This window comes from Halorubrum sp. AJ67, assembly GCF_000513435.1.
Genome location: NZ_CBVY010000006.1, coordinates 56,097 through 73,381 on the forward strand (window position 1 = coordinate 56,097; position 17,285 = coordinate 73,381).

The following is a 17,285-nucleotide window of genomic DNA, read 5'->3' on the forward strand; positions in this document are numbered from 1 at the left end:
GACCGTCCTCGACGGGGCCTCGCGGACCGCGTCGCGATCTTCGACTGGGACGTCCACCACGGGAACGGCACGCAGGACATCTTCTACGATCGCGGCGACGTCTTCTACGCCTCGATCCACGAGGATGGCCTCTACCCGGACACGGGCGCGCTCGACGAGACCGGCGAGGGGGACGGGGCGGGGACGACCGCGAACCTCCCGCTGGCGGCCGGCGCGGGCGATGCCGACTACCTGTACGCCGTTGACGAGGCGATCGCACCGGCCGTCGACCGGTTCGACCCCGACCTGTTGCTCGTCTCCGCGGGCTTCGACGCGCACCGCCACGACCCCATCTCGCGGATGCGCGTCTCCTCCGAAGGGTACGCGCTGTTGACCGACCGGATCCGGACGCTCGCGAGCGACGTCGACGCCGCCGACGCGTACGTCCTCGAAGGCGGATACGGACTCGACACGCTCGCCGAGGGCGTCTCGATGGTCCACGAGACGTACGACGGACGGACCCCCGTCGCCACCGACGAGGAGCCGGACGAGAAGACGGAGTCGCTTGTCGCCGACCTCCGATCGGAACTGGATCTGTAGCTCGGAAACGAGTCGTCAGACTCGCGATTCGCGATGCTTACCGCTCGTTGGTTCGTCGATGCCGGAATCGCTCGTCGCCGCCGCTCTTTGCTCGTAATCGGCGTCGACAAAACGCCCGGAGCGGGATTTGAACCGGAATCAGACGTGCTCGCTCCCGTCGGTCGCTGCGCGCGACTGATAGGGTTCAAATCCTCTGGCGCTTTGCTGTCGCAGAACTCACTCGTCGCTTCGCTTCTTGTTCGTTGTTGCGACAGCGAAAGACGCCCGGAGCGGGATTTGAACCCGCGTCACGACCGTGACAGGGTCGTATGATGGGCCACTACACCATCCGGGCAAACAGCGACAGCGCCCCGAAACTGGGGACGCCCGGAGCGGGATTTGAACCCGCGTCACGACCGTGACAGGGTCGTATGATGGGCCACTACACCATCCGGGCTTGTCGCATCAGTTCGTACCCCTGTCTGGCAAATAAGGCTTGTCATCCCCGACGAGGGTGGGGGTCGGTGACAGGAACTTTTGGCCTGTCGGTGGGGACGGCGAAGGGGTCGACGGCTCGCGATACCCGTCTTATCCGGTATCCTTTTGTGGGAACCTCGCGTGCGTGTGAGTGTCGAACGCCCCCGACTCGTGAGCGGTGCGCAGCGGCGCTTGGTAAGTCTTATGCCGCTGGCGCGTGTACACATCTGTAGTATCTCGTGATAGCTTCTCCCCACCACCAGCACCCATGGTAGACGTAAGCCAACACGAACTCGTCCCGGACCACGTCCTCCTCGACGACCCCGAGGAGGTCGAATCGGTCCTGGCGGAGTACGACGTGAAGAAGACCCACTTACCGAAGATCAAACGTACCGATCCCGCGATCCCCGACGAGGCCGAGGTCGGCGACGTGGTGAAGATCGTTCGAAACTCTCGCACGACCGACGAGGCGGTCGTGTACCGACTGGTCGTCTCATGAACAGGCAAGATCGACGCGTGGTTTCACGCGAATACTTCTCAGACGAACGGCTCGCCGAACACCACTTCCGCTCGTTCAACAACTTCCTGGACCGCGGCATGCAGGAGGTCGTCGACGAGAAGGAGACGATCGAGACGGACATCGGCGACAAGGAGGGCCAGGAGCCGGTGTACGTCGAGCTCGGTGACGTGCGGATGGCGACCCCCCGCGTCCGCGAGGCCGACGGGTCGGAGGAATTGCTGTACCCGCAGGAAGCCCGGCTGCGCAACATCACCTACTCCGCGCCGGTCTTCATGGAGATGTCCGTCATTCGCGGCGGCGAGGACGAGCCGGAGCAGGTCGTCGACACGACCGAGACTAAGGTCGGTCGGATGCCGATCATGGTCGGCTCAAACAAGTGTAACATGGCGGGCTTCTCCGACGAGGAGCTCATCGACATCGGCGAGGACCCCGTCGACCCCGGCGGCTACTTCATCGTCAACGGCTCCGAGCGCGTGCTGATGACATCGGAGGACCTCGCCCCGAACAAGATCCTCGCCGAGTACGACTCGAAGTACGGCGACGAGATCCAGGTCGCGAAGACGTTCTCCCAGCGCCGCGGGTACCGCGCGCTGGTGCTGTGCGAGCGCAACCGCGAGGGGCTGCTCGAAGTGTCGTTCCCGTCCGTCTCGGGGTCGATCGACTTCGTGACGCTCGTCCGCGCGCTCGGCTTAGAGTCGGACGAGGAGATCGTCCACCGCGTCTCGGACGACCCCGAGATCGTGAAGTTCATGCTGGAGAACTTAGAGGAGGCCTCGGTCCAGACGACCGAGGAGGCCATCGAGACCCTCGGCGAGCGCGTCGCCTCCGGGCAGGGGAAGAACTACCAGCTCAAGCGGGCGAACTACGTCATCGACCGCTACCTCCTCCCGCACCTCCACGAGGAGGGCGTCGACGAGGAGGACGTGCGGATCAACAAGGCGTACTACCTCTGCCGGATGGCCGAGGCGTGTTTCGAACTCGCCTTGGACCGCCGCGAGGCCGACGACAAGGACCACTACGCGAACAAGCGCCTGAAGGTCTCCGGCGACCTCATGCGCGACCTGTTCCGCACCGCGCTCAACAAGCTGGCGCGCGACGTGAAGTACCAGCTCGAACGCGCGAACATGCGGAACCGGCAGCTCACCGTCAACACGGTGGTCCGCTCGGACGTGCTGACCGAGCGGCTCGAACACCCGATCGCGACGGGCAACTGGGTCGGCGGGCGCTCTGGGGTCTCCCAGCTCGTCGACCGGACGGACTACATGGGCGTGCTCTCGCACCTCCGGCGGCTTCGGTCGCCGCTGTCGCGGTCGCAGCCGCACTTCGAGGCGCGGGACCTCCACGCGACCCAGTGGGGTCGCATCTGCCCCTCCGAGACCCCGGAGGGACCGAACTGCGGGCTGGTGAAGAACTTCGCGCAGGCGATGGAGCTGTCACAGACCGTCGAGGACGAACAGGGGCTGAAACGAGAACTGGCGTCGATGGGTGTCGAGGGGATCCCCGGCATCGAGGGCGTCGAACGACAGACGGCGGACGACTAATATGGCACAAGCAGAACGCGAAGCGAAGGTGTACGTCAACGGGAGCCTCGTGGGCACCCACGAGAACCCGGACGAGCTCGCAGAACAGATTCGCGAGGCGCGCCGCCGCGGCGACGTGAGCGAGATGGTGAACGTCTCCGTGAAAGACCGGACCCGAGAGGTCATCGTCAACGCGGATGCGGGGCGGGCGCGACGTCCGCTCATCGTCGTCGAGAACGGCGAACCGCTCCTCGGCGACGAGGAGATCGAGGCGCTCGAACGCGGCGATGTCGAGTTCGAGGACCTCGTCGAGCGCGGCTACGTCGAGTTTATCGACGCCGAGGAGGAGGAGGACATCCTCGTCGCCGTCGACGAGGAGGACGTGTCCGAGGACCACACGCACCTCGAGATCGACCCGCAACTGGTGTTCGGCATCGGCGCGGGGATGATCCCGTACCCCGAACACAACGCGAGCCCCCGGATTACGATGGGCGCGGGGATGATGAAGCAGTCGCTCGGGCTCCCCTCTGCCAACTACCGGATCCGGCCGGACACGCGTCAGCACCTCCTGCACTACCCGCAGCTGGCGATGGTGAAGACGCAGACGTCTGACCAGATCAGCTTCGACAAGCGGCCGGCGGCGCAGAACTTCGTCGTGGCCGTGATGTCCTACGAGGGGTTCAACATCGAGGACGCCTTGGTGATGAACCAGGGGTCGGTCGACCGCGCGCTCACCCGCTCGCACTTCTTCCGGACCTACGAGGGCGAGGAGCGGCGATACCCCGGCGGGCAGGAGGACCGCTTCGAGATCCCCGATCAGGACGTTCGCGGCGCGCGCGGCGAGGACGCCTACACCCACCTCGACGAGGACGGCCTCGTCAACCCCGAGACGAAAGTCGACGAGTCCTCGGTCCTGCTCGGCAAGACCAGTCCGCCGCGCTTCCTCGAAGAGCCGGACGACATGGGCGGACTCTCCCCACAGAAGCGTCGCGAGACCTCGGTCACGATGCGCTCGGGCGAGTCCGGCGTCGTCGACACGGTGACGCTGATGGAGGGCGAGGACGGCTCTAAGCTCTCGAAGGTGAAGGTGCGCGACCAGCGCGTCCCCGAACTGGGCGACAAGTTCGCGTCCCGACACGGCCAGAAGGGCGTCGTCGGCCACCTCGCGCCCCAAGAGGACATGCCGTTCACCGAGGAGGGGGTCGTCCCCGACCTCGTGATGAACCCGCACGCGCTGCCGTCGCGGATGACGGTCGGCCACGTGCTGGAGATGCTCGGCGGGAAGGTCGGTTCGCTCCGGGGCTCGCGGGTCGACGGGACGCCGTTCCAGGGCGAAGACGAGGAGGAGCTCCGCGACGGACTGGAGGACCACGGGTTCAAGTCCTCCGGCAAGGAGGTCATGTACTCCGGCGTCACCGGCGAGAAGATCGACGCCGAGATCTTCGTCGGGACGATCTTCTACCACAAGCTGTACCACATGGTGTCGAACAAGCTCCACGCCCGCTCGCGCGGGCCGGTTCAGGTGCTCACGCGCCAGCCGACCGAGGGGCGCGCCCGCGAGGGCGGGCTGCGCGTCGGAGAGATGGAGCGCGACACGATCATCGGCCACGGCGCGTCGATGGTGCTCAACGAGCGGCTGCTGGAGTCCTCGGACGCCGAGACGGTCCACGTCTCCGCGGAGACGGGGCTCGTCGCGGTCGAGGACCGCGAGCAGCGCCGCGTGTACGACCCGGTCACGGGCGACGAGGACGACATCCACGAGCTGGAGGTCAGCTACGCGTTCAAGCTGCTGCTCGACGAGATGATCGCCCTCGGCATCCGACCGAAACTCGAACTGGAGGACGCGATTTAGATGTCAATGCAAACACCGAAAGTGCTCGGCGGGATCGACTTCGGACTCATGGACCCGGAGACGTACCGGGACATGTCCGCGACGAAAGTGATCACGGCCGACACGTACGACGACGACGGCTATCCGATCGACATGGGGCTGATGGACCCGCGACTGGGCGTTATCGACCCCGGACTGGAGTGTCGGACCTGCGGCTCGCACTCCGGCTCCTGTAACGGCCACTTCGGCCACATCGAGCTGGCCGCGCCGGTCATCCACGTCGGCTTTACCAAGCTCATCCGGCGGCTGCTCCGCTCGACGTGTCGCGAGTGCGGGAAGCTCGCCTTGGACGAGGCGCAGCGCGACGAGTTCCGCGACCGCTACGAGCGGGCGAAGGAGCTCGGCGACGACGAACACGACGTGCTGAAGGCGGCCGTCCGGCAGGCCCGAAAGGCGTCCACCTGTCCGTTCTGTGGCGAGCCGCAGGCGGACATCAAACACGAGAAGCCGACCACCTACTACGAGGTCCAAGACGTTCTCTCGGGCGACTACTCCGAGCGCATCGCGGCCGCGATGCAGCCCGACGAGGAGGAGGACGACCCGGGCACCTCGCCGCAGGAGCTGGCCGAGGAGACGGACATCGCCCTCGACCGGATCAACGAGATCATGGCCGGCGAGTTCCGCCCGCGCAAGGATGACCGCCGCGCCATCGAGAAGGCGCTCGACGTCGATCTGACCGAGGAGGACATGAACAAGCTGATGCCCTCGGACATCCGCGACTGGTTCGAGGACATCCCGGACGAGGATCTGGAGGTCCTCGGCATCGACTCCGAGCACTCCCGCCCGGAGTGGATGATCCTGACGGTGCTGCCGGTCCCGCCGGTCACCACCCGACCCTCGATCACGCTGGACAACGGCCAGCGCTCCGAGGACGACCTCACCCACAAGCTGGTCGACATTATCCGGATCAACCAGCGGTTCATGGAGAACCGCGAGGCGGGCGCGCCGCAGCTGATCATCGAGGACCTCTGGGAACTCCTCCAGTACCACGTCACCACGTTCGTCGACAACGAGATCAGCGGGACGCCGCCGGCGCGACACCGCTCCGGTCGTCCCCTCAAGACCCTCAGCCAGCGGCTGAAGGGGAAGGAGGGCCGCTTCCGCGGCTCGCTTTCGGGGAAACGCGTCAACTTCTCCGCCCGGACCGTCATCTCGCCCGACCCGACGCTCTCGCTGAACGAGGTCGGCGTTCCGGACCGGGTCGCCATGGAGATGACCCAGACGCTCAACGTCACCGAGCGCAACGTCGAGGAGGCGCGCCAGTACGTCCGGAACGGGCCGGAGGCCCACCCCGGAGCCAACTACGTGCGCCGCCCCGACGGTCGCCGGCTGAAGGTAACCGAGAAGAACTGCGAGGAGCTCGCCGAGAAGGTCGAGCCCGACTGGGAGGTGAACCGCCACCTCGTGGACGGCGACATCGTGATCTTCAACCGGCAGCCGTCGCTCCACCGGATGTCCATCATGGCCCACGAGGTCGTGGTGATGCCGTACAAGACGTTCCGGCTCAACACCGTCGTCTGTCCGCCGTACAACGCCGACTTCGACGGCGACGAGATGAACATGCACGCGCTGCAAAACGAGGAGGCTCGCGCCGAGGCGCGCGTCCTCATGCGCGTCCAAGAGCAGATCCTGAGCCCCCGCTTCGGCGGGAACATCATCGGCGCGATCCAAGACCACATCTCCGGGACGTATCTGCTCACGCACTCGAACCCCGAGTTCACGGAGACGCAGGCGCTCGACCTGCTGCGCGCGACTCGCGTCGACGAGCTGCCCGAGGCGGACGGCGTCGACGACGAGGGCCGCGAGTACTGGACCGGTCGGACGCTGTTCTCGGAGCTGCTCCCCGACGATCTGGACCTGTCGTTCACGTCGTCGGCGGGCGACGACGTCGTCATCGAGGACGGCCAGCTGATCGAGGGCACCATCGACGAGGACGCGGTCGGCGCGTTCGGCGGCGAAGTCGTCGACACGCTCACGAAGGAGTACGGCGAGACGCGCTCGCGCGTGTTCATCAACGAGATCGCGTCGCTGGCGATGCGCGCGATCATGAACTTCGGGTTCTCGATCGGGATCGACGACGAGTCGATCCCGCCGGAGGCCGAAGAGCAGGTCGACGACGCGATCGAGAGCGCCTACGACCGCGTTCAGGAACTGATCGCGACCTACGAGGCCGGCGAGCTTGAGTCGCTTCCCGGGCGCGGCGTCGACGAGACGCTGGAGATGAAGATCATGCAGACGCTCGGGAAGGCCCGCGACTCGGCCGGGGAGATCGCCGACCAGCACTTCGGCGACGACAACCCGGCGGTCGTGATGGCCCGCTCGGGTGCGCGTGGCTCGATGCTGAACCTGACGCAGATGGCCGGTTCCGTCGGCCAGCAGGCGGTCCGCGGCGAGCGGATCAACCGCGGCTACGAGGACCGGACGCTCTCTCACTACCGGCCGAACGACCTCTCTTCGGAGGCGCACGGCTTCGTGGAGAATTCCTACCGCGGCGGGCTCACCCCCGAGGAGTTCTTCTTCCACGCGATGGGCGGCCGCGAGGGGCTGGTCGACACGGCGGTCCGGACCTCCAAGTCCGGCTACCTCCAGCGTCGGCTCATCAACGCGCTCTCCGAGCTGGAGGCGCAGTACGACGGCACGGTCCGGGACACCTCGGGCCGGATCGTCCAGTTCGAGTTCGGCGAGGACGGCACCTCGCCGGTGAAGGTCTCTTCCGGCGAGGAGGACGGCATCGACGTCGACGGCATCGTCGACCGCGTCGTCGACGCCGAGTTCGAGTCCAGCGAGGAGAAAGAGCGGTTCCTCGGCGAGCGCGAGCCGCCGACGAACCTCTCGGAGCACGCCGGACCGGGCCTGAACAAGGCCGCCGAACTGGAGGTGGAGTCGGATGACTGAATACGACCACGTCACCGACGACATGGAGGCGGTCGTCGAGGCGACCGAGCTCCCCCGCCGGCTCAAGACGAAGGTGTACGAGGCGCTCGACCGCAAGGCCGAGGAGACCGGCGAGGTCACCATCGAGCAGGCGACGGACGTCGTCGAGGGCGTCGAGAACCGCTACGAGCAGACGCGGGTCGACCCCTTGGATCCGGTGGGCACCGTCTCGGCGCAGTCGATCGGCGAGCCCGGGACGCAGATGACGATGAACACGTTCCACTACGCCGGCGTCGCCGAGATCGACGTCACGCAGGGGCTGCCGCGGCTCATCGAGCTAGTGGACGCCCGGAAGACGCCGGACACGCCGATGATGACGGTGTATCTCGAAGAGGAGTACGCGACCGACCGCGAGAAGGCTCACGAGGTCGTCTGGTCGATCGAGGCGACGCGCATCCTCGCGCTCGGCGACGTGTCGACGAACGTCGCGGACATGCTGGTCCGGATCGACCTGAACGACGACACGCTCTTAGAGCGGTGGCCGACCCACTCGAACCCCGCTGAGATCGCGGAGATCATCGCGGAGACGATCGAGGACGCGCTCGGCGTGAACGCCCGGCAGTCGGGCACCGTGGTCGAGTTCGGTCCCAACGAGCCGAGCTACCGCGAGCTGCTCCAGCTCGTCGAGCGGCTCCGCGAGATCGTCTTCAAGGGGATCGAGGAGATCGAACGCGTCGTCATCCGCAAAGAGGAGATCGACGGCGGCGAGGAGTTCGTCCTCTACACCGAGGGGTCGGCGTTCGGCGACACCCTCGCGATCGAGGGCGTCGACGCCTCCCGGTCGACGTGTAACAACATCCACGAGATCTACCGGAACCTCGGCGTCGAGGCGGCCCGCGAGACCATCATCGACGAGACGAAGAACACGCTCGAAGAGCAGGGGCTCGACGACGTGAACGTCCGGCACCTCATGCTCGTCGCGGACATCATGACGAACAACGGCGAGATCGAGTCGATCGGCCGGCACGGTATCTCCGGCAACAAGGACTCGGTCCTCGCGCGCGCGGCGTTCGAGGTGACGGTGAACCACCTGCTCGACGCCGCGATCCACGGCGAGTACGACGAGCTCGACGGCGTCATCGAGAACGTCATCGCCGGTAAGCCCATCTCGATGGGGACCGGCGACGTCGACCTCCGGATGGGGTCGCGTGTCGTGAGCGACGACTGATGCGCGAGCTCTCCGACGAGGCGCGGCGCTACATCGGTCGGTTCGACGAGCTGACCGGCGTCACGCCGACCGACTGCCTCGTGGAGGGCGACCGCCTCGTGTTCGTGGTGCCCGCGGGCGAGATGGCGGCCGCGATCGGACAGGGCGGCGAGACCGTCGCGGAGGCCGAACGCCGGCTCGCGAAGTCGATCGAACTGGTCGAGGACGCGGACACCGCCGAGGCGTTCGTCGCGAGCACGCTCGCGCCGGCGGCCGTCAACGCCGTCACCATCTCAGAGCAGACCGATCGCGTGGCGTACGTCGAGGTCCCCGAGGCGGACCGCGGCGTCGCCATCGGCGCGGACGGGGCGAACATCGAGACCGCGCGCCGGCTCGCGGAGCGGCACTACGACGTCGACGACGTACAGCTGACCTGACGCGTCCCGCTCTCGTTTCGCCTGCGAGGGCGGCGAACGTTCGGGGGTCGGTCGCCCTGACTGATCGCACGAACGACGACGTCTCGCGCCGGCTTATCGGCTCAACGTTGTTTTGCGTCCGTCGTTCGATCCGTGAGACGCCCTCAGATCCTCCGAGCGATACCTCTCGACGGATCTGAGGGCGTTTCGCGTCGGAGAAAGACGACGCTTAAGTAGCTCCGTTCGGAAGTGGATGTACGATGGCGAACGGCAAGTACGCGGCCCGTAAGCTCAAAAAGGACCGGCAGAAGCGTCGCTGGTCCGACTCCGAGTACGCTCGGCGCGAGCGCGGGCTCAAAAAGAAGTCCGACCCGCTTGAGGGTGCCCCGCAGGCGCGCGGCATCGTCTTGGAAAAGGTCGGCATCGAGGCAAAGCAGCCGAACTCGGCGATCCGAAAGTGCGTCCGGGTTCAGCTCATCAAAAACGGGAAACAGGTCACCGCGTTCTGTCCCGGTGACGGCGCGATTTCCTTCATCGACGAACACGACGAGGTCACGATTGCCGGGATCGGCGGCGCGAAGGGTCGCGCGATGGGCGACCTCTCTGGCGTCAACTACAAGGTCGAGAAGGTCAACGGCGTGTCGATGATCGAACTGGTTCGCGGGAACGCGGAGAAACCGGTCAGATGAGCGGTGAGGAGACCGAGGCGGCGTCCGGCGAGGACGTCGCCGCCGACGAGCCGGATCCGGACGCGCCCGCGTCCAGCGAGGCCGCAAACGAGAACGCCAAGCTGTTCGGCGTCTGGGATGTCACCGAGATCGCCTACGAGGACCCCTCGACGAAGCGGTACATGACGGTGACGCCCATCGCGCACACGATGGGTCGCCACGCGTCCAAGCAGTTCAAGAAGTCCGAAATTTCCCTCGTCGAGCGGCTGATCAACCGCCTGATGCAGACCGACGAGAACACGGGGAAGAAACAGCAGGCGACGCGGATCGTCCGTGACGCCTTCGATATCGTTCACGAGCGGACCGAGGAGAACCCGGTCCAGATCCTCGTGACGGCCGTCGAGAACGCCGCGCCTCGCGAGGAGACCGTCCGCCTGAAGTACGGCGGCATCTCCGTCCCGAAGGCCGTCGACGTCGCGCCCCAGCGCCGCGTCGACCAGGCGCTGCTTTTCATCTCTGACGGCGTCGCCAGCGCGACGTACAAGTCGACGACCTCGGCCGCCGAGGCGCTCGCGAACGAACTGATCTCCGCCGCCGACTACGACGTCGAGGCCTCCTACTCCATCTCGCAGAAGGAAGAGCGCGAACGCGTCGCCGCTGCGGCCCGCTGACGTCGGACCGACCGACGGGCCGTTTCTCTCCGACTCGCTACGCCGACTACCGGCGGGTCCGTCGACACGTCCCGAGGGCCGCGCTTGACGACCGCTCGCGTCACCGGTCGCGGCGAACGTTTCACGGCTGCGACACCTACTTACCGCTGGTCTAATGACACCCATGGGTATGGCGAACACACTCACGCGGTCGTGGAACCGGTATCGCGCGGTACCGATCGTCTACCGGATCGGGCTGGCCTTCGCGCTCGGCTCGCTCGTCGGACTCGCGGTGGGGCAGCCCGCGACGGCGCTCCAGCCGCTCGGCGACCTGTTCGTGAACCTCCTGAGCATGCTGATCGTCCCCATCGTCGTGTTCACCCTCCTGATGGGGGCGCGCCGGCTCTCGCCGAGCAACCTCGGTAAGATCGGCGGGCAGGTGGTCGGGCTGTACGCCCTCACCTCGGCCGCGGCGGTCGGCTTCGGACTGCTGGTCGCGAACCTCATCGACCCCGGGGTCAACCTCGAATTGGGTGACGCGGAGGCACAGACCGCGGAAGCGCCCGACATCGTCGAGGTGATTCTTGGGATCGTCCCCCAGAACCCCATCGGCGCGATGGCCTCGGGTGACATCCTCCCGACCATTTTCTTCGTCATCGTGTTCGGCATCGCCTTGGCGCTCGTCGAGCAGTCCACCGACTCGCCGGACATCCGAAACGGGGTCGAGTCGTTCTACGACCTCGCGGAGGCCGGGGCCGAGGCGATGTTCAAGGTGGTCTGGGGCGTGATGGAGTACGGCGTCGTCGGCGTGTTCGCCCTGATGGCGGCTGTGTTCGGGCGGGCGGGCGTCGACGCCATCGTCCCGTTCGCGCTGCTCATCGCGGCGCTCGCGATCGCCGTGGTCGCTCACATCGCGGTCGTTCACCTCGCCGTCCTCGTGCGGCTGCTCGCCGGACAGTCGCCGGTCGCGTTCCTCTCGGGCGGTCGCGACGCGCTCATCACCGCCCTGTCGATCCGCTCCTCGTCCGGGACGCTGCCCGTGACGATGGCGAACGCCGACGACAACTTCCACATCGACGAGGGGGTGTACAGCTTCTCCCTGCCGCTCGGCGCGACGATCAACATGGACGGTACCGCGCTGTATCAGGGCGTGGCTGCGGTGTTCGCCGCGAACCTCGTCGGCGTCCAGCTCACCATCGCCGAGCAGGCGACGGTCGTGCTCGTCGCCGTGCTGGCGAGCGTCGGCGCGGCCGGCGTCCCGGGGACCGGACTCATCATGCTGACGCTCGTGTTGACGCAGCTTGGACTTCCGCTCGAAGTCGTCGGGTTCGTCGCCGGCGTGGACCCGATACTGGACCGGCTGCGGACGATGACGAACATCAGCGGCGACCTCGCGGTGACGACGGTCGTCGCGAAGTGGAACGACGCCGTCGACTTCTCGCGGGGCGCGTGGGTCGGCGAGAGCGGTGACCCCGGCGTCGCCGCTGGCGACGACTGAAAAAACGAGAAATCGGTCTTTCGCTCGGGCGGTCGGCGTCGACTGTGCGCTCAGTCGTCGGCCGGCGTCGCGCCGGAGCCGTCGTCGACGTGCTGCTGTTTGACCCACGAGAGCTTGCCGCCCGCCGAGAGGATCTCGCGCTCGCGCTCGGAGGCGTCGAGGTCGGCGGTGAACTCCCACTCGCCGTTGACGCTCACGGTGAACTCCTCCTGCCCGGAGGAGACGCCCGCGGGCACGTCGTCGACGATGTGGAGGTCGTCGCCCTGATCGATCCGCTCGTACGTCTCCGCGTCGATCGCCAGCGGGACGATCCCGAAGTTGAACAGGTTCGCCTTGTGGATGCGGGCGAAGCTCTGCGCGAAGACCGCCTCGATGCCGAGGTACATCGGACAGAGGGCGGCGTGTTCGCGCGAGGAGCCCTGGCCGTAGTTCTCGCCGGCCACGAGGACGCCGCCGTCGGCGGCGAGCGCGCGCTCGGCGAACGTGTCGTCGACGCGCGAGAGCGTGAACTCGGAGAGCTTCTCGATGTTCGAGCGGAACTTCAGGATGTCCGCCGTCGCCGGGATGATGTGGTCGGTGGTGATGTTGTCCTCCATCTTGAGGAGGGCCTCACCGCCGTCCACGTCGATGTCGTCTTTCAGCGGCACGTCGCCGATGTTCGGCCCCTTGACGAGCCCGTCGTCGATCGCCTCGTCGGGCGAGATGATGTCGGAGTCGTCCTTCCCCATCCCGGGACCGTACTTCGTCCCCATCTCTAGGCCGGGCGCTTCGAGGTCGCCGAGCTCGTCCGCGAGGTCGCGGGGGTCGACGATCTCGCCGGTGATGGCCGCCGCGGTGGCGACCTCGGGCGAGCAGAGGAAGACGGAGTCGTCCTCGATGCCGGAACGCCCCTCGAAGTTGCGGTTGAAGGTACGCAGCGAGACGGAGTCGGAGGCGGGCACGTGGCCGATACCGATACACGCGCCGCAGGTCGCCTCGGAGAAGTTGACGCCGGCCGCCATCATCTCCGCGGTCCAGCCCTCGCGGGCCAGCATCTCGGAGGCCTGCTTCGAGCCGGGCGCGACGATCATCTCGGTCTGCTTCGCGACCTCGCGGTCCTCCAGCATCTTCGCGCTGGGGAGGATGTCCTCGTAGGCACCGTTGGTACAGGAGCCGACGATGACCTGCTCGACGTCGGTCCCCTCGTACTCGCTGACGGGGGCGACGTTGTCGGGCATCGAGGGCGCGGCCACGAGCGGTTCGAGCTCGTTCAAGTCGACCTCGACCGTCTCGGCGTACTCCGCGTCGTCGTCGGGCTGGAGGTCGACGTACTCCTCCTCGCGGTCCTGACGCGCGAGCCAGTCTTTCGTCTTCTCGTCGGTCGCGAAGATCGAAGAGGTCGCGCCGAGCTCGGTGCCGAGGTTCGTGATCGTGGTGCGCTCGGGGATCGAGAGCTTCTCGGCTCCCGGTCCGGTGTACTCGAAGATCTTGCCCACGCCGCCCTTGACGGTCAGCTCGCCGAGGAGGTGGAGCGCGACGTCCTTGGCGGTCGCCCACTCGGGGAGCTCGCCTTCGAGGTGGACGTTGACGACTTCCGGCATCTCGACGTAGTAGGGGCCGCCGCCCATCGCGACGGCGATGTCGAGCCCGCCCGCGCCGATCGCGAGTTGGCCGAGGCCGCCGGGCGTCGGCGTGTGCGAGTCGGAGCCGAGCAGCGTCTTGCCGGGCGCGGCGAAGTTCTCCTTGTGGACCTGGTGGCAGATCCCGTTGCCGGGGCGGGAGAAGTACGCGCCGTACGTGCCCGCCGCCGAGCGGAGGAACCGGTGGTCGTCGGTGTTCTTGAAGTCGAACTGGTACGTCTGGTGGTCGCAGTACTGCGCGGCCAGCTCCGTCTGGACCTCGTCCAGATCGAGGGCCTCGAACTGGAGCCACACCATCGTCCCCGTCGTGTCCTGCGTCAGCACCTGATCGATCTCGATACCGATCTCCTCGCCGGGCGTCAGCTCGCCCTCGACGAGATGGTCATCGAGGATCTTCTCCGTAATCGTTTGTCCCATATCACGCGAAGATGGCTCTCCCGTGGATATAAAACCCGCGAGTTTCCCGAAGATCGACCGTGTTAGATCCCCTGATGCGGCAACGATCGCTGTAATCTCCGCGTGGTACCATTCACCGTGAAATACGTATCCGTGGTGACCCTTTTAGGTCATTAAATGCCTGAAACGGCAAAATTCGACCGCTTCAGCGGTTCCGGAGATACCCGCCGCTTCGGCCGCGATTGCGCCGGAGCGCGGGCGACACCGTTTAGGCTCCCCCGTGGTTCCGAACGCGCATGTTCGACTCGGGAGCCGCGGTCGCGGCGGCGCTATCCGCGGCCGGTGCCGACCTCGACGACGCGCAGCGACAGCCGAACGGCGTCGACCTCACCGTCGACGCCGTGTTCGAACCGACGGAACCGGGGTTCGTCGGGCGCGACGGGAAGCGCGTGGCCGAGCGACGCGAACTGGAGCCGGAGGACGGCCGCTACCGGCTCGACCGGGGCACCTACGTCGTCCGATACGGCGAGCCGGTGCGGATCCCCGAGGAGCGCATCGGCTTCGTCCTCCCGCGCTCGACGCTCCTCCGGAACGCCTGTACCCTCGACACCGCCGTCTGGGACGCGGGCTACGAGGGCGTCGGCGAGGGGCGGCTCGACGTGGGGCACGCGATCGAGATCGAACCGGGCGCGCGGATCGCACAGCTGGTGTTCGCCGAGGCCGACCACGACGGGACCTACGACGGCGCGTATCAGGGCGAACGGCTCTAACAGTCCGACTACAGACGCGACGCTGGCGACGCACAGATACGACGCCGCACGTGTGAGCCACTCTGGATGTAAAGGAACGAACGGCACGCCCGTGCCGGGAAAAGGTGGCACGAGCGTGTCGTTCTGTAGGTCCCCGCTGACGCTTCGGCCCTCCAAGCGAAGCGTCACCTGAGACAAGCGGTGGTAGACACTTAAGCGTGCCGGGGCCGGCAGGACCGTCGTATTAGCTGACGGCGAGCCGTTCACAACAGTTCGCCAACAAGGGGTCGAAAGACGACCTGCCGGCTGTCCCGTCGGACGACCGCGTCTCGCTCGCGCTACTGTCGGGCGGGGTGGTCCGCGCGGAGCCGCGACTGCCCCTCGCCGAGGAGCCGCTCGCGGAGCGTCTCGCCCGCGGGTTCCGCGTCCGCCGGGGGAACGAGGCCGCGCTCGCGGAGTTCCGGGACGACGAGGTCGACGAAGTCGACGAGCGAGTCGGGCCGGACGACTTCCTTGACGTTGAACCCGTGGATGCCCACCTCCTCGTGCCAGTACTGGAGCTCGTCGGCGACCTGTTCGGGCGTCCCGACGACCTTCGGCGAGGTCGTGCCGAGCCCGCAGAACTCCGCGACCTCGCGGACCGTCCACTCCCGGTCGGGCTGGGCCTTCGTGAACGCGTTTATCGTCCCCTGAATCGCGTCCGTCTCGATGTGTTCGACCTTCTGGTCGGGGTCCAGCTCCGAGAGGTCCATGTCGAGGAACCCGGACAACAGCGCGAGCGTCGCCTCGACGTCGACGTGGCGCTTGTACTCCTCGTACTTCGCCTCCGCGAGCGCCTCCGTCTCGCCGACGACCGGCACGACGCCGATGAAGAACTTCAGGCTCTCGGGGTCGCGGCCGGCGTCGGCCGCGCGCGATTTCACGTCGTCCACGTACTCGCGGACGCCCGCCTCGGTCGGCTGGCTGGCGAAGACGGCCTCGGCGTTGCGCGCGGCGAAGTCGCGCCCGTAGTCCGAGGAGCCGGCCTGATAGACGACCGGTGTGCGCTGGGGCGACGGCTCGGAGCCGTGCGGGCCGGGCACCGAGAAGTGGTCGCCCTCGTGGTCGATCGCGTGTACCTTCTCCGGGTCGCTGTACCGGCCGGACTCCCGGTCGACCTCGACCGCGTCGTCGTCCCACGACTCCTCCCACAGCTTGTAACAGACGTCGAGGAACTCGTCGGCGCGGTCGTACCGGGTCTCCTTGTCCATCCGCTCGTCGAGTCCGAGATTCTCCGCGGCCGACTCCAGGTAGGAGGTGACGACGTTGAGCGCGATCCGGCCGTCGGTGAGGTGATCGAGCGTCGAGAACTCCCGCGCGAGCTGGTAGGGGTGGTTGTACGTCGTCGAGCGCGTCACCGCGAATCCGAGGTCGTCGGTGACCTCCGCCATCGCGGGCACGACGAGCTGCGGGTCGTTCGCGGGCGTCTGGACCGCCTTCTCGACGGCGACCTCGCGGTCGTCGCCGTACACGTCGTAGACCCCGCGCACGTCCGCGAAGAACACGGCGTCGAAGCCGCCTCGCTCGGCGGTGCGCGCGACCTCCGTCCAGTACTCGCGGTCGGTGTAGTCCGCCGACCGGTCGCCGGGGTACCGCCACGACCCGGGCGAGACGTGCTCGACCGAGGTCATGGTGAAGAGGTTGAGATGTAGGTGATCGGACACGGGTGCTCGTACGCGCTTCGGGGTAATACGACCACAGAAAGTGGCGTCACTTGTCGCGGTCGCGGACGGTTGAGGTCATCGACGACCGTCGAGTCCGGCGTCTCCGGCCTCGATCGACTACGCCGAGACCGACTCCGGCGAGGAGACGTACGCGGCGAAGTCGGAGGTGGTGATGATGCCGATGGGCGTGTCCCCGTCGACGACCGGCACGTGGTGGAAGCCGTGTTCGAGCATCGTCGCGGCGACCGCCGACACGTCGTCCTGCGCACTCGCCGTGATCGGGTCCGCCGTCATGTACCGCTCGACCGTCGTCTCGGCCTTCGGCTGGCTCTTCGCGACGATGTCGACGAAGTCCGTCGAGGTGAGGATCCCCACGAGCGCCCCGTCGTCTTCCTCGACGACGAGGACGGAGCTGATATCGTTCTCGAGCAGCACGGCGGCCGCATCCTCTACCAAGGTGTCCGGCGTCACCGTGTGGAGGTCCGTCGACATCAGTCGCGCCACGAAGACGTCTTCGATCTCGTCCATACCGGGGAAAC

13 protein-coding genes, 2 tRNA genes and 1 pseudogene (1 of these 16 only partly in view) are annotated in these 17,285 nt (G+C 66.9%); 11 read left to right on the forward strand and 5 right to left on the reverse strand.

Translation table 11 applies throughout. The annotated features are described in order from the left end of the window. A pseudogene (locus BN903_RS07445) lies at nt 1-579 on the forward strand (histone deacetylase family protein); it begins 194 nt to the left of the window's first position. A gap of 261 nt (nt 580-840) precedes the next feature. Here BN903_RS07445 and BN903_RS07450 read toward each other — a convergent pair. Together BN903_RS07450 and BN903_RS07455 are read right to left on the reverse strand one after the other, a co-directional pair. Then, nucleotides 841-913: transfer RNA gene (locus BN903_RS07450), tRNA-Asp, on the reverse strand. A gap of 29 nt (nt 914-942) precedes the next feature. Next, a tRNA-Asp gene (locus BN903_RS07455) sits at nt 943-1,015 on the reverse strand. A gap of 288 nt (nt 1,016-1,303) precedes the next feature. Between BN903_RS07455 and BN903_RS07460 the strand changes: the two genes are divergently transcribed. From BN903_RS07460 to BN903_RS07500, 9 genes are all read left to right on the forward strand, one after another. After that, entirely contained in the window at nt 1,304-1,534 is a 231-nt protein-coding gene (locus tag BN903_RS07460; protein ID WP_048077145.1) for a DNA-directed RNA polymerase subunit H, read from the forward strand. Then, the gene (locus BN903_RS07465) at nt 1,531-3,096 is read left to right on the forward strand and encodes a DNA-directed RNA polymerase subunit B'' (RefSeq protein ID WP_048077146.1); all 1,566 of its coding nucleotides are present in this window, start codon (nt 1,531-1,533) and stop codon (nt 3,094-3,096) included. Before BN903_RS07460 ends, BN903_RS07465 begins: the two co-directional genes overlap by 4 nt. Nucleotide 3,097: 1 nt before the next feature. Then, nucleotides 3,098-4,927, forward strand: a complete 1,830-nt coding sequence (gene rpoB, locus BN903_RS07470; RefSeq protein ID WP_048077147.1) for a DNA-directed RNA polymerase subunit B — start codon at nt 3,098-3,100, stop codon at nt 4,925-4,927. A gap of 6 nt (nt 4,928-4,933) precedes the next feature. Continuing rightward, nucleotides 4,934-7,861, forward strand: a complete 2,928-nt coding sequence (locus tag BN903_RS07475) for a DNA-directed RNA polymerase subunit A' (RefSeq protein WP_048077148.1) — start codon at nt 4,934-4,936, stop codon at nt 7,859-7,861. After that, entirely contained in the window at nt 7,854-9,068 is a 1,215-nt protein-coding gene (gene rpoA2, locus BN903_RS07480) for a DNA-directed RNA polymerase subunit A'' (RefSeq protein ID WP_048077149.1), read from the forward strand. The genes BN903_RS07475 and rpoA2 overlap by 8 nt, the downstream gene beginning before the upstream one ends. Further along, nucleotides 9,068-9,484 (forward strand): NusA-like transcription termination signal-binding factor, encoded by a 417-nt coding sequence (locus BN903_RS07485; protein ID WP_048077150.1) that lies wholly within the window; start codon nt 9,068-9,070, stop codon nt 9,482-9,484. The genes rpoA2 and BN903_RS07485 overlap by 1 nt, the downstream gene beginning before the upstream one ends. A gap of 239 nt (nt 9,485-9,723) precedes the next feature. Beyond that, nucleotides 9,724-10,152 (forward strand): 30S ribosomal protein S12, encoded by a 429-nt coding sequence (locus BN903_RS07490; RefSeq protein WP_004599087.1) that lies wholly within the window; start codon nt 9,724-9,726, stop codon nt 10,150-10,152. Beyond that, the gene (locus BN903_RS07495) at nt 10,149-10,802 is read left to right on the forward strand and encodes a 30S ribosomal protein S7 (protein ID WP_048077151.1); all 654 of its coding nucleotides are present in this window, start codon (nt 10,149-10,151) and stop codon (nt 10,800-10,802) included. Before BN903_RS07490 ends, BN903_RS07495 begins: the two co-directional genes overlap by 4 nt. A gap of 169 nt (nt 10,803-10,971) precedes the next feature. Beyond that, the gene (locus BN903_RS07500) at nt 10,972-12,279 is read left to right on the forward strand and encodes a dicarboxylate/amino acid:cation symporter (protein WP_048077152.1); all 1,308 of its coding nucleotides are present in this window, start codon (nt 10,972-10,974) and stop codon (nt 12,277-12,279) included. 50 nt (nt 12,280-12,329) lie between these two features. Here the strand turns inward: BN903_RS07500 and BN903_RS07505 are convergent, their stop codons facing one another. Further along, complete coding sequence (locus tag BN903_RS07505) at nt 12,330-14,315, reverse strand: aconitate hydratase (protein ID WP_048077153.1); 1,986 nt, start codon at nt 14,313-14,315, stop codon at nt 12,330-12,332. 275 nt (nt 14,316-14,590) lie between these two features. Here BN903_RS07505 and BN903_RS07510 point away from each other — a divergent pair, with 275 nt between their 5' ends. Next, nucleotides 14,591-15,064: a deoxyuridine 5'-triphosphate nucleotidohydrolase gene (locus BN903_RS07510; RefSeq protein WP_048077154.1), complete on the forward strand. Its 474-nt coding sequence runs from the start codon at nt 14,591-14,593 to the stop codon at nt 15,062-15,064. A gap of 317 nt (nt 15,065-15,381) precedes the next feature. On the opposite strand, the gene BN903_RS07515 is transcribed toward BN903_RS07510, so the two are convergent. Together BN903_RS07515 and BN903_RS07520 are read right to left on the reverse strand one after the other, a co-directional pair. After that, complete coding sequence (locus BN903_RS07515) at nt 15,382-16,746, reverse strand: LLM class flavin-dependent oxidoreductase (protein WP_048077155.1); 1,365 nt, start codon at nt 16,744-16,746, stop codon at nt 15,382-15,384. 117 nt (nt 16,747-16,863) lie between these two features. After that, a complete protein-coding gene (locus tag BN903_RS07520; protein WP_048077156.1) occupies nt 16,864-17,274 on the reverse strand; it encodes a cyclic nucleotide-binding/CBS domain-containing protein in 411 nt (136 codons plus the stop codon). Nucleotides 17,275-17,285: the final 11 nt, after the last annotated feature.

Bases quoted from the DNA above. Each gene is read 5' to 3' on its own strand.
- BN903_RS07460 (WP_048077145.1), top strand. From the start codon at position 1,304: ATGGTAGACGTAAGCCAACACGAACTCGTCCCGGACCACGTCCTCCTC.
- BN903_RS07465 (WP_048077146.1), top strand. From the start codon at position 1,531: ATGAACAGGCAAGATCGACGCGTGGTTTCACGCGAATACTTCTCAGAC.
- rpoB (WP_048077147.1), top strand. From the start codon at position 3,098: ATGGCACAAGCAGAACGCGAAGCGAAGGTGTACGTCAACGGGAGCCTC.
- BN903_RS07475 (WP_048077148.1), top strand. From the start codon at position 4,934: ATGCAAACACCGAAAGTGCTCGGCGGGATCGACTTCGGACTCATGGAC.
- rpoA2 (WP_048077149.1), top strand. From the start codon at position 7,854: ATGACTGAATACGACCACGTCACCGACGACATGGAGGCGGTCGTCGAG.
- BN903_RS07485 (WP_048077150.1), top strand. From the start codon at position 9,068: ATGCGCGAGCTCTCCGACGAGGCGCGGCGCTACATCGGTCGGTTCGAC.
- BN903_RS07490 (WP_004599087.1), top strand. From the start codon at position 9,724: ATGGCGAACGGCAAGTACGCGGCCCGTAAGCTCAAAAAGGACCGGCAG.
- BN903_RS07495 (WP_048077151.1), top strand. From the start codon at position 10,149: ATGAGCGGTGAGGAGACCGAGGCGGCGTCCGGCGAGGACGTCGCCGCC.
- BN903_RS07500 (WP_048077152.1), top strand. From the start codon at position 10,972: ATGGCGAACACACTCACGCGGTCGTGGAACCGGTATCGCGCGGTACCG.
- BN903_RS07505 (WP_048077153.1), bottom strand. From the start codon at position 14,315: ATGGGACAAACGATTACGGAGAAGATCCTCGATGACCATCTCGTCGAG.
- BN903_RS07510 (WP_048077154.1), top strand. From the start codon at position 14,591: ATGTTCGACTCGGGAGCCGCGGTCGCGGCGGCGCTATCCGCGGCCGGT.
- BN903_RS07520 (WP_048077156.1), bottom strand. From the start codon at position 17,274: ATGGACGAGATCGAAGACGTCTTCGTGGCGCGACTGATGTCGACGGAC.